The 16,310-nt window shown below is 44.0% G+C and carries 2 protein-coding genes; both read left to right on the plus strand.

All coding sequences use genetic code 11. The features are described from left to right. The first annotated feature begins 5 nt into the window (after positions 1 to 5). A complete protein-coding gene (locus R8G66_07705; protein MDW3192233.1) occupies positions 6 to 9,608 on the plus strand; it encodes an amino acid adenylation domain-containing protein in 9,603 nt (3,200 codons plus the stop codon). Next, entirely contained in the window at positions 9,605 to 16,024 is a 6,420-nt protein-coding gene (locus tag R8G66_07710; GenBank protein MDW3192234.1) for an amino acid adenylation domain-containing protein, read from the plus strand. The genes R8G66_07705 and R8G66_07710 overlap by 4 nt, the downstream gene beginning before the upstream one ends. The last annotated feature ends 286 nt before the right edge of the window (positions 16,025 to 16,310 follow it).

The following is a 16,310-nucleotide window of genomic DNA, read 5'->3' on the forward strand; positions in this document are numbered from 1 at the left end:
CAACAATGGCGAGTCATTTAATAGAAGCCATACAAGATGCCATTCATCTCAAAAAGGGAATAACATTCATCAATGCCGATCAAAATGATGATTACCTCACGTACCGGGAACTCTATGAAAATGCGGTCAGTGCACTGGCTTATTTACAGCGTCAAGGGTTAAAACAAAAAGACGAACTTGTTCTTCAGATTGAAGACAATCAACAGTTCTTAATTGTATTTTGGGCATGTATCTTAGGCGGGATCATTCCTGTTCCTCTCTCTGTAGCTAAGAACCAGGATCAATTTCGAAAACTGGAAAAGGTGTGGGGGAAGCTCAATAATCCAGGTTTCATTGGGACGAAAGCACACCTGGATAAGGTCATTGCTTTTGTAAGTCAGCAGGAAGGCGACAGACTTGCGCTCGATATCAGCAAGGCCTTTCTGGATAGTGCCAACCTGCAAAGTCATGACCATGAAGGTCAAATTGCCGATGTTACCGCTGCGGATATCGCATTCATTCAGTTTTCCTCAGGTTCGACTGGCAGTCCAAAAGGAGTGGTTTTAACGCATGAAAATTTAATCACAAATGTGGCCGCAATTGCCAGTGCCGCAAATTATACGAACGATGATACCATGCTAAGCTGGATGCCACTTACCCACGACATGGGTATGATAGGTTTCCATCTTAATCCGCTCTTTATCGGAATGGATCAGTACTTAATGCCGACGAACCTTTTTCTTCGAAGACCGGAGATGTGGTTACTTAAGGCAAGCCAAAATGCAGTTACAATCCTTTGTTCCCCAAACTTTGGCTACTCGTATTATTTAAAGCACTTTGATGAAGCTAAAAATTTCAGCCTTGATCTTTCTCAGGTGCGAATCATTTACAATGGAGCAGAGCCGATCTCGAAAGAAATTTGCACGGAATTCAGTGAAAAACTGAATAGCTACGGATTGAAGGAAGAAGCCATATGTCCGGTATATGGTATGGCCGAAGCCACACTGGCAGTCACTATGTCAGGAATAGATGACCGTGTTTCATCAACGGATCTGGAATATGGTAACACAGGCTACGCAGCAATCGGATATAGTCAATCAATCATTAATGTCGGTAGGCCTATTGATCACTGTCAATTGAGAATAACCAACGAGGAAGATCAAGTTGTGACTGATGGAATTGTTGGACAAATAGAAATCAAAGGGAGAAGCGTTACCGGAGGATATTATAACGATGAGGAACGCACCAGGGAAATTCTAAATGAGGAACACTGGCTGAAAACAGGTGACCTTGGATTTGTTCAAGATGGACAGCTTTATGTGACAGGAAGAATAAAGGACATCATTTTCATCAATGGTCAGAACTATTATCCTCACGACCTGGAACAAATGTCAACGGAAGTGGAAGGCATTGAACTCAATCAAATTGTCATTGGAAGCGCCTTTGATGAGGCAACTGATTCGAGTGAAATCCTTGCTTTTGTCCTGCATCGTGGCGAATTAAAGGACTTCATTTCTAAATCACAAGGCATCAAAACAATACTCAATCAGCAGACGGGTGTTGTTTTGGACCGGGTACTTCGGGTGCGAAATATACCGAAAACAACAAGTGGTAAACTTCAGCGATTCAAATTGATTGAAAGTTATCGCGAGGGAGCATTTGCTGATCATATCCATGAAGTTAATGAACTTATCAAGACAGAGAATGATCAGAGGCATTTCGGGCTTGAAAATGAAACGGAAAGACAAGTTCTGAAAATCTGGCATCAGGTCATCAAGAACGATCATATTGGAGTAGCCGATCACTTTTTGGAGGTCGGGGGTAATTCATTGCGAGCAGCCGAGATCAGCATGTTGATTTTGAAACATTTGGGTGTAAGTATTGCTTTGACTTCATTCTTTGAAAACCCGACTGTTCGTCAACTGGCGCTTCAGATTCAAAATAAGGAAGGGGCAGAACATGATATCATTCCAAAGGCTAATCCTGCCCATCGATACCCCTTGTCATCAACACAGAAAGGGATCTATTATCTGTGTGAAATTGATCCTTCTTCTACAGCCTACAACATTCCGATTGCCTTTGAGATCAAGGGTGAATTTGATCCCAAGTCCTTTGAAAAACGCGTAGCTAAACTCATAGCGAAGCATGATGCGCTTCGCATGTCTTTTTCAAGTGGTGATGACCCATATTTTACCATTCAGGAGCAGGCTAATGTTGAAGTATCGTATGCGCATTGTCTGGAGAAAGATCTGGATGAGCATTTAAGAGGTCTAGTTCGCCCCTTTGATCTTGGTCAGGCAGCTTTATTCAGGATAGAAATCGTAAACTCCGAAAATCGGAAGTTGCTGTTTCTGGATTTTCATCACCTCATTTCAGATGGAACTTCGGTGGAATCATTTGTAATAGAACTTTTCTCCATCGATGAGAACGAATTATTAGTTCAAGACCACATTGGGTATAAGGATTATGCTGCCTGGGTCCTGCATGCTCAACCGAACAATCGGAATGCAAGTGGCCAATATTGGACTAAGTTATTGTCCGAGGAATTACCAAAGCTGGAACTGCCTATCGATCATCCACGTCCTGCGCGATTCAACCATGTAGGAGAGAAGGTCCCATTTGAGTTGAATTTGAATGCCAGTGAAGCATTACGTCAGATTGCGAGAGAAAATGGATATACATTGGGAACGACCATGTTCGCGATCTACCGTATTTTGCTCTACAAGCTTTCTTATCAGCAAGAAGCGATCATAGGTGTCGCGACCTCAGGAAGGCAATTGCCCGAATTAATGGGAGTACAGGGCATGTTTGTGAATAACCTGCCGGTTCGTTGTAAGGTAGATCCAAATCTGGCATTTGATACCTGGCTCGAGGAGGTCCATGGTCTTTGGAAAGAAGTCCTGGAACATCAGGATCATGCCTTTGAGAAGATCGCCGAAAGGGTTGAAGAACAACGAGATCTTAGCCGAAATGCCGTCTTTGATACGATGTTCGTTTTTCAAAATTTCCAAAGGCAAATTGACTTAGGCCAACTGCAGGTTGAACACTACTTTTTTGATCCAAAGGCTGCCAAATACGATTTAACCCTTGAAGTATATGATGATCAACAAGCCATAAGGTACTTCTTTGAATATGCCACGACACTCTTTGAACGGTCAACCATTGAGCGGATAGGAAAGTACTATAGTGACCTGGTTGAACAGGTTCTGGCAAACCCTTCTTCAAGTATTGCCGATCTGGTATTGGTTTCAGAGGAATCATATGAACAATCCGTTCAGCAATTCAATGATACGAACGCTGAATTCCCCGGAGATAAGAAAATCACGGACTTATTTGCGGATCAGGTACTAAAGACCCCCGATCATGTTGCTATTTCACAAGGTGGGAGCCTGTCGACTTACAAAGAATTATCAAACCAGGTTGACAAAACAGTCACTTTATTCCAAAAAGAGGGGCTAAAGCCAGGTGATGTTGTGGCACTTAAACTCCCAAGGTCTCCGGAGTTGATCATATCGATTTTGGCCTTGTTGAAGACAGGTTGTGCTTATGTACCTATGGATGAGCATATGCCTGAAGAGAGGTTATTGCAAATTATTGACGATTGTCAATGTGATTTCATGCTTTTTTCAAGCAAGGACGGAACACAACATGCGAAGGAAAATAGCCAGTTAATTATTGGGTCTGAAGTGTTCTATTGGTCACAACCCACATGGGGAAGGGGTTTGCGAAAACCAGAAGACCTGGCATACATCATCTATACTTCTGGCACCACTGGCAAACCCAAAGGAGTGATGATCGGGCACCAGTCTTTGGTCAATTACTGCGATTGGGCTGCCTCTTTTTATGCTTCAAATAAGCCATGTTCTTTCCCACTGTTCACTTCAATTTCATTTGATCTGACGGTTACGTCAATATTCGTTCCTCTTATTACAGGAGGAAAAATTATCATTTATGACCAGGAGGATATCCTGGCTACAATGCAAATGATTCTGACAGATGAGGAGGTGAATACCATTAAGTTAACACCATCACATTTGAAGGTCTTAAATGAGTTAGGGGAGTCGGCCAATGCCAATAGTCATCTTCAAACTTTCATCATCGGCGGAGAAAACCTGAGTCATGACCTTGCCCTGAGAACAAGCGATTTGTTTGATCATAAGGTTCAAATTTATAATGAGTACGGTCCTTCAGAAGCTACCGTAGGATGCATGATCTATGAATTTGATGGCGCTGAGACCACCCCATCGGTACCGATCGGGAAACCTGTCCAAAATACGAAAATTCATATTTTCGATGATTGCTTAAAGCCTGTGCCACAAGGGGTTGTTGGTCAAATCTATATAGAGGGAGAAGGGCTGAGCCTTGGGTATTGCTTAAACCAGGAATTGACCGAACAAAGATTCCTTAATCATCCATTTTACGAAGGTGTTAGGATATACGACAGTGGGGACAAGGGCCGCTTATTACCGAATGGCAATATCGAGTTCCTGGGTAGAGCGGATGATCAGGTTAAGATCAACGGCTATCGGATAGAATTAGAAGAGGTGGCGCATCATTTGTCCCTCCATGATCAAGTAAAAGAGTCGATAGTATTGGCCGTTGGGGCGGAAGGTGATCAGTACCTGGTTGCCTATTTTACTCCCGAATCACATGTTTCATCGGTGGAATTGCGGGATCATTTGATGCGGGTTTTGCCTTTGTATATGGTGCCGGCTCATTATGTGGAACAAGACTATTTTCCTCTTACCGCAAATGGTAAACTCGACAAAGGCAAATTACCACTTCCTAATCTTGTTTCTGATCGAGATTTCATAGCACCTGAAACTTATGAAGAACAGTTGCTTTCGGAAATTTGGTCAGAAATACTCCAAAAAGATCAGATTGACATAACCAGCAATTTTTTCTGGCTTGGGGGAGATTCGATCAAAGCCGTGCAGATCGTTTCAAGATTGCTGGATCGAGGATATCAAACAATGGCCAAAGATCTACTCTCAAATCCTACTATTCGTGAATTGTCTTTGCTCATTACTCCTGTCGCTCGAAAGGTAAGTCAATCTCCGGTAAGTGGAGTAGTACCACTCACAGGTATCCAGCAAAGGTTTTTCCATGCCAAATTAACCGACAAACATCACCACAATCAGTCAGTGATGTTGCATTTTTCGGAAGATGTTGCAACGACACAGGTCAATGAGATGCTTGTCGCTTTGAAATATCATCATGATGCCCTCCGTTCACGGTTTCAGGTTCAAAATGAAGGAGTCTTGCAGGAGGTATTGGAGCCCGATGAGGAAATGACCTTAATTGAATGGGACTTTCGGGGAGTAACAAACCTCAATCAGCAATTGATGAAAGCTGGTGAGGAGCTGCAGTCCAGCTTGGATTTGTCGATGGGACCACTTGTAGTGGCCGGACTTTTCAAGACGGATGAGGGCAACTTTTTGCTGATTGTCATTCATCATCTGGTCGTAGATGGTGTATCATGGCGAGTGATTTTGGATGATATCGATTCGATTTACCAACAGTTAAAAACGGATCAACCCATCAAGCTGCCAGAAAAAACGGATGCGTTTAAAACCTGGTCGGAGCGCCTTTCAGAATACCAAAAGACTGCTTCATTTGGAGATGTAAAAACCTTCTGGGATTCATTACTAAAAGCGACTCATACGCCTGTTCCACGTAAAAAGCAGGTTCCTGAAAGAAAGATCAGTAAGATCACCCGGAAAAAAATCTCGTTGAATCAGAGGTATACCGAAATGCTCCGGACAGATGTTCACCGAGCATACAATACCGAGATCAGTGATATGCTTCTAGCAAGCTTTGCGGCAGCTGCTTATGAATGCTTTGATATCCAGCAATTGAGGTTGGATCTCGAGGGGCACGGGAGGGAAGAAATCCTCGAAAACCTGGACTTAAGCCGAACGGTAGGCTGGTTCACCAGCATATATCCGATTATCTTAAATTATCAGGCTGAAAAAGGAATATCAGAAAACTTAATCGGTGTTAAAGAGACAATGCGAGCCATTCCCAACCGTGGATTGGACTACCTTCTGGTTGAAAATCAATACCAAAATACTGAGGGGCTCGATTTGTCGCAATCCCGAATATGTTTTAACTATCTCGGACAATTTGACAACATCACTTACCAATCTTTCCAATTGTCAGATGCCCCGATGGGCAATATGCGTTCTCCTAATCAAGAACAGCGTTATGATTGGGACATCATTGGGCTGATTTCGGGTGGAAGCCTGGAATTAGAACTGTCTTATTCCAATATGGAGTATGGGGATAATGTGATCGATGAGTTCATGGAACAATTCAGACAGCAACTCATTGAAATCATTGATCATTGTTCAGGTCACGGTCAGATTGACCTGACACCATCAGATCTGAGTTATAAGGGCTTGTCAAGGGTAACACTGGACGACTTGAAAGAGAAGTATGCGATGCAGGATGCCTATCAGCTCGCACCGATGCAAAAGACGCTTCATGCACATGCAACTATTCATCCTGATTCGGAAGACTACTTCGAACAATTGAGCTTCCGATGGCAGGGCGATCTGGAAATTACTTTTGTACAGCAAGTATTGGAGACACTAGCCGATCGGCATCCGGTGCTGCGTACCGTATTCCATGATCAGGACGTGGGTGAAACACTACAAATTGTCCTCAACCAGAGAGAGATTGATTTTGAATATCAGGACATTCGTGGGGAAGTAACTCAATTACACGTTGATGATTTGATCGATCAATATCGAAAATCAGACAGGACGAAGCTATTTAATCTTTCGCAGGAGGGCCTGATGCGTGTACGCCTGTATCAATTAGGAGCGCAAGATTATTTCTTCATATGGAGTTATCACCACATCATTATGGATGGGTGGAGTACCGGCATCTTGTTGAATGAATTCAGGTCACTTTATGAAAGCCTTCACCTCGCGACTTCACCCAGCTTACCATTTGCCAAACCGTACTCAACTTACATCAACTGGCTCCAGAGAATGGACTTTACAGCATCCATATCTTTCTGGAAAGATCATTTGCTGGGTTATGAAAGACCAGCTTCATTTAGCGCTCTTCCGGAAACAAGTCAACCTGTCGTCAAGGCTTATCGATCTCAAAGTTTAGCAATTGATCAATCTGGCTTGCAGGCCTTGTCATCCATATGTGCTGATTTGGGAGTGACCCTCAGTACAGTATTTCAAACGCTATGGGGAGTCTTGCTATCTCGTTATAACGATACGAATGATGTTGTATTTGGATCAGTATCTTCTGGTCGACCTCCGGAATTGCAAGGTGTTGAGCAAATGTTGGGCTTATTCATCAATACGTTGCCGGTAAGAGTCAAGTATGAAGTTTCATGTACTGTCAAAGAACTTTTGAAACAGCAACAGGAACTAACGCTGGCATGTCAACCCTATAGTTTTCTGGGACTTTCAGAGATTCAATCGGCTCATGAATTGGGTAAGAATTTGTTCGATCACCTTGTTGTAATAGAGAATTATCCGGTTGATAAGTTCTTCAAGGACAAGTCTTTGGGGAAATCGAAAGATTTTGAAATTGACAAGATCGAAATGGTTGAACAGACCAATTATGACCTGAGCGTTACTGTTTTTCCTGGGGAACAACTTAATATCGTCCTCGAATACAACACCAATTTGTACAATGATCCTTTCGTAGAGACCCTTAAGCATCAACTTGGAAGCCTACTGAATACCCTTCCGACAATTTTGGATGAACAAGTTGATACACTTGAAGTGCTGTCCAAAGATGAACGTCACCACTTACTCCATGTATTTAATCAGACCGATGTAGGTTATCCTCAAGATACCTGTATCATTGACCTGTTTGAATCACAGGTAATACAACATCCCGATCACACAGCCATTAATTATCACGGGGAGCAATTAACCTATCGCGAGTTGAACAATAAGGCCAATCAGCTTGGTCAATTTCTTCGAGAACAAGGAGTTAGCAAGAATCAATTGGTAGGATTGATCATCGACGATTCCCTGGACATGATCATCAGCATCATGGGCATCTTAAAATCAGGAGCGGCCTATTTGCCGATTGATCCAAATTACCCATTGTCACGCATCCAATACATGTTGGATAACAGCAATACCAGGTTTGTATTGATGGGGCAGGAATTGTTTAAAGAATTTCGTAAGGAGGATGATGGAAGACTATATTGGTCAGTAGCCGGTGAAGAGATAAGTGCCTTCTCTGATGAGAATCTGACTGGGGTCAATGATCCTGAGGACCTTGCTTACGTCATTTACACTTCCGGGACCACTGGTAATCCTAAAGGCGCCAAAATCTCACACAGAAATGTAGTTAGACTGTTTTTCAATGATAACAACCTGTTTGATTTTAGTGCATCCGACACCTGGACCAAATTCCATTCATTCAGTTTTGATTTTTCGGTTTGGGAAATCTTTGGTGCGCTACTTAATGGTGGAAAACTAATCCTGGTTTCAAAAGAGGAAGCTCGAGATCCGGGGCTGTTTCTCAATATGCTGCAAGAACATCAGGTGACCATACTGAACCAGACTCCTTCAGCTTTCCAAAACCTGCTATCAGTAGTCAATGATTCCAGCGAACTCCAATTAAACCTTCGGAAGGTCATATTCGGTGGAGAAAAATTAATTCCAGCCTCCATCAAGTCATGGAATGATCGGTTTCCTGAAGTCCAATTGATCAACATGTATGGCATTACAGAGACCACTGTACATGTGACCTATAAGGAAGTAACGAGTTCCATGCTTGCTGAGGACATGTCTAATGTTGGACGTCCTATACCTACAACTCAGGTATATGTATTTGATCGGAAAGGTAGATTAGTACCCATTGGCGTGACCGGAGAGATGTATGTAGGTGGAGAAGGTGTTTGTTTGGGGTATTTGAACAATAAAGACCTGACAAGTCAAAAGTTTGTTGAAAACCCATTTAATAGAAAAGAAAAGCTCTATAGAACAGGGGATTTGGCCTATTGGTTGCCTGAAGGGGAACTGGTTTATGTGAGCCGAATGGATGATCAGGTTCAGATCAGGGGATACCGGGTTGAACTTGGTGAGATTGAACAGAAAATTTCGACACATCCAAATATTAGGGATGCCATGGTGCTGTATAATGCAGATGGTCCGGGTGATCTGGTTGCCTATTACTTATCTGAAAAGGAAATCAGTGATGACCAGATCCGCGTTTTCCTGGAGGGTCAATTACCCATTTACATGATCCCTCAATATTTCATTCAACTGACCGAATTTCCACTGACCTCAAATGGCAAAGTAGACAAAGGCAAACTTCCTGCTCCAACGTTCAAATCAAACCCGCTGGCAATTTCGCCTCGAAATGAGTTGGAATTCCGGTTGGTAGAAATTTGGCAAGACCTGTTGAATGTAGACCAGGTAGGGATACGGGATAGTTTTTTTGAATTGGGAGGTCATTCATTGAAAGTAACCCAACTCGTCAAAGAGATTTATAAAGCATTCAATGTGCAAATCCCTCACAAGGAGATTTTTCAGCGATCCACGATAGAAGACCTCTCAGTGATGATTGAGGCAATGAAAAGTTTTGAAGATACCACCTTTGGAGCAGATGATCCGGAGATCGAAGAGATTACTATATGAAGATAGAGCAATTCATAAGTAAACTGAATGCCCTGGAATTATCACTGGCCGTATCGGATGGTGAGTTGAAAATTAGGGGAAAGAAAACATCGTTGACCAGCGATATTCTTGCAGAAATCAAATCCCGAAAGCCTGAAATATTGGCTTTTTATGACCGTGTCCAGTCTTCTTCTGACTATTTACCTTTAATGCGGGCCAAAGAAAAGACTGCTTATGTGCTTTCTTCTGCTCAGCGAAGATTGTATTTTTTGAATGAATACAATGATCAATCGCTTGCTTACAACATGTTCCTGAGCCTCCGCTTGAAAGGGTCATTACATGTTGAAAAGATTGAAAATTGCTTTCGTCAACTTGTTGATCGCCACGAGTGTTTGAGAACGGTATTCCTGCAAAAAGAGACAGCTGAACTGGTTCAGGAAATCAGAGAAGAGGTTTCTTTTGAAATGGAATGCTATAAGCTGGGCCAGGCGGACATACAGGATAGCATTCGGGAATTTGTTCGTCCTTTTGATCTGAAACAAGCACCACTGCTAAGAGCGGGGATTGCTAAGGCGGATGATGATCTTCACTTCCTAATGATTGATATGCATCATATCATTGGAGATGGCGTATCTCAAGGGATTCTGATCAGTGAGTTCCTCGACTTATACGAGGGCCGAAGTTTGCCGGAAGTGGAGGTCCACTACAAAGATTATGCGGAATGGCAAAAATCAGATTCAAAAACAAGCAGGCCGAATCGGGATAAGGATTTTTGGTTGAAAGAATTCAAGGAAGAGTTAAATGCAATAACGCTACCGCTCGATTATGATCGGCCCAGAATAAAAAATTACTCAGGTCGTACCGAAGACTTTGTGATAGCCGGTGATAAACTACGGCAAATCGAGGCCTTGAATCAACGGGAAGGCACTACTATGTTCATGACGCTTCTGGCAATTTTTAATGTTCTGTTGTCCAGGATAAGTGGCCAGGAAGATGTAGTGGTAGGTGTACCTACGGATGGAAGAAGTCATAGTGATCTGAAACATACCGTAGGAATGTTTGTGAACACGCTGGCTTTCCGAAATTTCCCTTCAGGAAGTTCAAGCTTCAAAGCGTTTTTGAAACAAGTGAAGGAGCGCTCCTTAGCAGGTTTCGATCATAAGGAATACCAATACGAGGATTTGGTTGAGGCACTGAAGGTGACCAGAGATACGGGACGAAACCCGCTATTCGATGTAATGTTCTCTTATCAGAATTTTGATTCAGGGAAATTCGAATTACCAGGGCTGGAGATAGAAGAGTTTCAAAACCCGCGAGACACATCAAAATTCGACCTGACTCTGACGGGCTCCACGGCAGGAGATCACTTGTACCTGAGTTTTGAATATTCGACGGAGTTGTTTGAGGCTACCACGATCGACCGGTTCATTTCCTATTTCCAGCGGATTGTGGATCAGGTACTGGCCGACCCGGAGGTGAAGCTGTCCGCGATCAACGTGCTTTCGAAGGAAGAGCAGGACCAGCTCCTAAATAATTTCAATGACACCAAGGTCACTTACCCCACGGATGAGACGGTGGTAGACCTGTTCGACAGACAGGCGAATCAGCTACCCGAAGCTGTAGCTTTATTCCAGGAGGATACGTCCCTGACTTATAAAGATTTACAGGAAAAGGTAGATGCAGTAGCAGCAAGACTTACGGAAGAGGGCCTTAAGCCAGGCTCCTTGATTGGGTTACTGACAGATCGTAGTTTTGACATGATCGCTGGGATACTGGGCATCCTCAAGAGTGGATGTGCCTACTTACCGATTGATCCCAAACTTCCCCAAAGCAGGGTGGACTACATGCTGGAAGACAGTGGGGCATCCTTATTGCTGTGCTCATCAGTCCATGAACAGACCTTTGACCTATCCATCAATACCCTGACGCTGGATTCACTCCAAACAGCCAAAACTCAGTTACAATTTGAGAACAAGAGTCACCCGGAAGGCCTGGCTTATGTGATGTACACCTCAGGGAGTACAGGTTTACCGAAGGGGGTACAAATAGCACATCAGTCATTGACCAACTTGCTGCATGGACTTCAGGCAAGGTATCCACTAACCCAATCAGATCGCTATTTACTGAAGACGAACTACACGTTTGATGTATCGATGACAGAGTTGATGGGCTGGTTTGTGGGTGGAGGCAGCCTGGTGCTGCTACCACAAGGCGGAGAATCAGACATGGATGAGTTGATCCATACGATCGACAGGCATGAAGTGACGCATCTGAATTTCTCACCTTCGGTGTTTTCGGTATTCACAGATCGTTTGCAAGTCAAAGGAATCGATTCAGTTTCCAGCCTACGGTACATCTTTTTGGCTGGAGAGGCCTTACAACATTCACATGTAGAACGGTTCAACAATTTAGGGACAGCAGTCAAGTTGGAGAATTTGTATGGTCCAACAGAAGGGACGGTATACAGCACGGCCTTTTCTCTATCGAACCTGAACGGTCGTCAGGTAGTACCGATAGGTAAGCCGCTGGACAATGTGCGGATGTTGATACTGGATTCCTATGGCCAATTACAACCGCGAGGTGTAGTGGGCGAATTGTGTATCGGTGGCCAGGGATTGGCGGTTGGCTACATGAACCGGGAGGAATTGACCGAAGAGAAGTTCATACCCGATCCGTATCATGCAGGTGAACGTTTGTACCGAACTGGTGACCTGGCGAGTTGGGAAGCAGATGGGACGATCCGGTTCTTAGGCAGACAGGATGATCAGATCAAGATCAGGGGATTCCGAGTAGAACTGGGAGAGATCGAACAACAGTTATTGTCCTATGAAGGGATCAATGAAGGAATAGTGCTGGCGAAAGGAGAAGGATCCGACAAGTATCTGGTGGCCTACTATGTTTCATCGGAACCTGTAGAAGCGGCTACCTTAAGAGGTCACTTATCCGCTCGATTACCAGAGTACATGCTGCCAACTTACTATGTGCACATGTCCTCATTCCCTGTGACCGCCAATGGCAAGCTGGACCGCAAGGCCTTACCTGATCCTGAGATAGGAGTAGGTGAAGATTACATGGCTCCATCGAATGAGACCGAACAGCAACTGGTACAGGTCTGGAGTGAAATATTGGAGTTGGATGCGGATAAAATCAGTGTTACAAAGAGCTTTTTTGAATTGGGAGGTAATTCGTTGAAAGCGATGGTGCTGGTGAATCGCCTGTCACAAGTGTTGGATCTATCGGTTCCGGTGAAGGACCTTTTTACTTATCAGGACATCAGGAGCTTGTCGAATCACCTGATGAGCCTGACCGCCCAGACACATGTAGCGATTCCGGGAGTACCCATGCAGGAATACTATGCCACTTCCTCAGCACAACAACGGATGTATTTTCTACAGGCGTTTGATCGGGGTTCACTGGCCTACAACATGCCTTATGTGCTGAAACTGGAAGGCAAACTGAACAAATCTGGACTGGAGCAGGCATTTCAGGGCCTGGTAGATCGCCATGAGGTATTGCGTACCACAATTGAAGTTGTGGAAGGGAAAGTGGTACAAAAAGTAAGGGAAGAAGTAGCGATTCAGATCAGCCATTACACCGCTGCAGCGGAGGATATAGTAGGAATCGTTGAAGGCTTTATCCGTCCATTTGATTTGAGGGACGCTCCATTGATCCGAGTTGGTTTGATCGAATTAAATCCGGAAGATCATGTGTTGTTGGTAGACATGCACCACATCATCAGTGATGGCGCTTCACAGGGAATCCTGATCAAAGAATTCATGAGTCTCTATGCAGGGGAAGTCCCCCAAGCTCCCCAATTGCATTACAAAGACTATGCGGAGTGGCAGAGCAGCCCGACTCATCAGGAGCAGCTATCGGCCTCCAGAGCCTACTGGCAGGAAGTCTTTGAAGAAGAGATAGTAGCGTTGAACCTGCCTTCAGATCATGCTCGTCCGAAGGCAAAAGATTACTCGGGAGCGATCAAGGGCTTTAGCCTGGATGCAGACCAGACGAGCCAATTAGAAGCATTGAGTCAGGAGCAGGGTGCCACGATGTTCATGACGGTACTTTCGTTGATGAATGTGCTGTTAAGTAAACTGTCTCATGAGGAAGACATTGTCATCGGTACCCCCACAGCAGGTCGTAATCATGCGGACCTGGAAGGCATGATCGGCATGTTTGTCAACACCTTGCCGCTACGCAATTACCCGAAAGGAGACCTAAGCTTCAAGCAATTCATACAATTGGTCAAGGAAAACACGCTGGAGGGATTTCATCATCAGGCCTATCAGTATGAAGACCTGGTAGAGGACTTGCAGGTGGTTCGTGATGCGAGCCGCAACCCCTTGTTTGATGTGATGTTTTCTTATCAGAACTTTGACGGTACAGCCTTGACGCTTCCGGGACTGAAACTGACCAGTTACCCAAGTAACCACTCGGTATCGAAGTTTGATTTGACCCTGACGGGCTCCACGGCAGGAGATCACTTGTACCTGAGTTTTGAATATTCGACGGAGTTGTTTGAGGCTACCACGATCGACCGGTTCATTTCCTATTTCCAGCGGATTGTGGATCAGGTACTGGCCGACCCGGAGGTAAAGCTGTCTGCAATCAACGTGCTTTCGAAGGAAGAGCAGGACCAGCTCCTAAATAATTTCAATGACACCAAGGTCACTTACCCTACAGATGAGACGGTAGTAGACCTGTTCGGCAGACAGGCGAATCAGCTACCCGAAGCAGTAGCTTTATTTCAGGAGGATACCTCCCTGACTTATAAAGAATTACAGAAAAAGGTAGATGCAGTAGCAGCAAGACTGACGGAAGAAGGAATGAATCCAGGGTCACTGATTGGGTTAATGACAGATCGTAGTTTTGACATGATCGCTGGGATACTGGGTATCCTCAAGAGTGGATGTGCCTACTTACCGATTGATCCGAAGTTTCCCCAGAGCAGGGTAGACTACATGCTGGAAGACAGTGGCGCATCCTTATTGCTGTGCTCACCAGCCCATGAACAGACTTTTGACTTATCCATCAAGACCCTGACGCTGGATTCTATTAACGAAACAAATACTCAGCAACCCATTGAAAACAAGAGTCACCCGGAAAGCCTGGCTTATGTGATGTACACCTCAGGGAGTACAGGTTTACCGAAGGGGGTACAAATAGCACATCAGTCATTGACCAACCTACAGCATGGACTTCAGGCAAGGTATCCACTAACCCAATCAGATCGCTATTTACTGAAGACGAACTACACGTTTGATGTATCGATGACAGAGTTGATGGGCTGGTTTGTGGGTGGAGGCAGCCTGGTGCTGCTACCACAAGGCGGAGAATCAGACATGGATGAGTTGATCCATACAATTGACAAGCATGAAGTGACGCATCTGAATTTTTCACCTTCGGTGTTTTCGGTATTCACAGACCGTCTGAAAGTCAAAGGAATCGATTCAGTTTCCAGCCTACGGTACATCTTTTTGGCTGGAGAGGCCTTACAACTTTCACAGGTAGAACGGTTCAACAATTTAGGGACAGCAGTCAAGTTGGAGAATTTGTATGGTCCAACAGAAGGGACGGTATACAGCACGGCCTTTTCTCTATCGAACCTGAACGGTCGTCAGGTAGTACCGATAGGTAAGCCGCTGGACAATGTGCGGATGTTGATACTGGATTCCTATGGCCAATTACAACCGCGAGGTGTAGTGGGAGAGTTGTGCATCGGTGGCCAGGGATTGGCGGTTGGCTACATGAACCGGGAGGAATTGACGGAAGAGAAGTTCATACCCGATCCGTATCATGTAGGTGAACGTTTGTACCGAACTGGTGACCTGGCGAGTTGGGAAGCAGATGGGACGATCCGATTCTTAGGCAGACAGGATGATCAGATCAAGATCAGGGGATTCCGAGTAGAGCTGGGAGAGATCGAACAACAGTTATTGTCCTATGAAGGGATCAATGAAGGAATAGTGCTGGCGAAAGGAGCAGGGTCCGACAAGTATCTGGTGGCCTACTATGTTTCATCGGAACCTTTAGAGGCCGCCACCTTAAGAGGTCACTTATCTGCTCAATTGCCAGAGTACATGCTGCCAACTTACTATGTGCACCTGGCATCATTCCCAGTAACCGCCAACGGCAAACTGGACCGCAAGGCCTTACCTGATCCTGAGATAGGAGTAGGTGAAGATTTTGACCCTCCTTCAGATAAAATCGAACATCGACTAGTAAAAATTTGGAGTGAAGTATTGAAAATCGATAAGAGTGGGATTGGGATCAATCAGAGATTTTTTGATTTAGGAGGAAATTCGCTAAGGACCATGTTCCTGCTGACTAAAGTAGAGGAAGAATACGGAATTGAAATTCAACTAAAAGCGTTTTATAAGGAACCCACGATCAAAAGGATTAAGAAGTTCATTTTAATATCAAAAATAAAGGCATGAGGTTTTGTTAACTTATAGCATGACTTTTGAATAGTTAACGTCAGTTCTTGTCTTTTTTTAGCGACATTTTCTGAGCGATTTATTTACATATTTTTAATAACAAAAGAATGATATTTATAGATATGTAAATATCTCATTATCAGTGTTTTAGTAATTATTTATTGTGGGTCATATTTTTTTTTAAACCCTACAATTAAGAAGCAATTGAAGTAGTTAAAAATAATTATATATTTAAGGTTGAAAACCAACACTAAATAGCTGAAAATTAAGGGACAACTACAAGCGT

Source organism: Cytophagales bacterium (genome assembly GCA_033344775.1).
Taxonomy (GTDB): Bacteria; Bacteroidota; Bacteroidia; order Cytophagales; family Cyclobacteriaceae; genus JAWPMT01.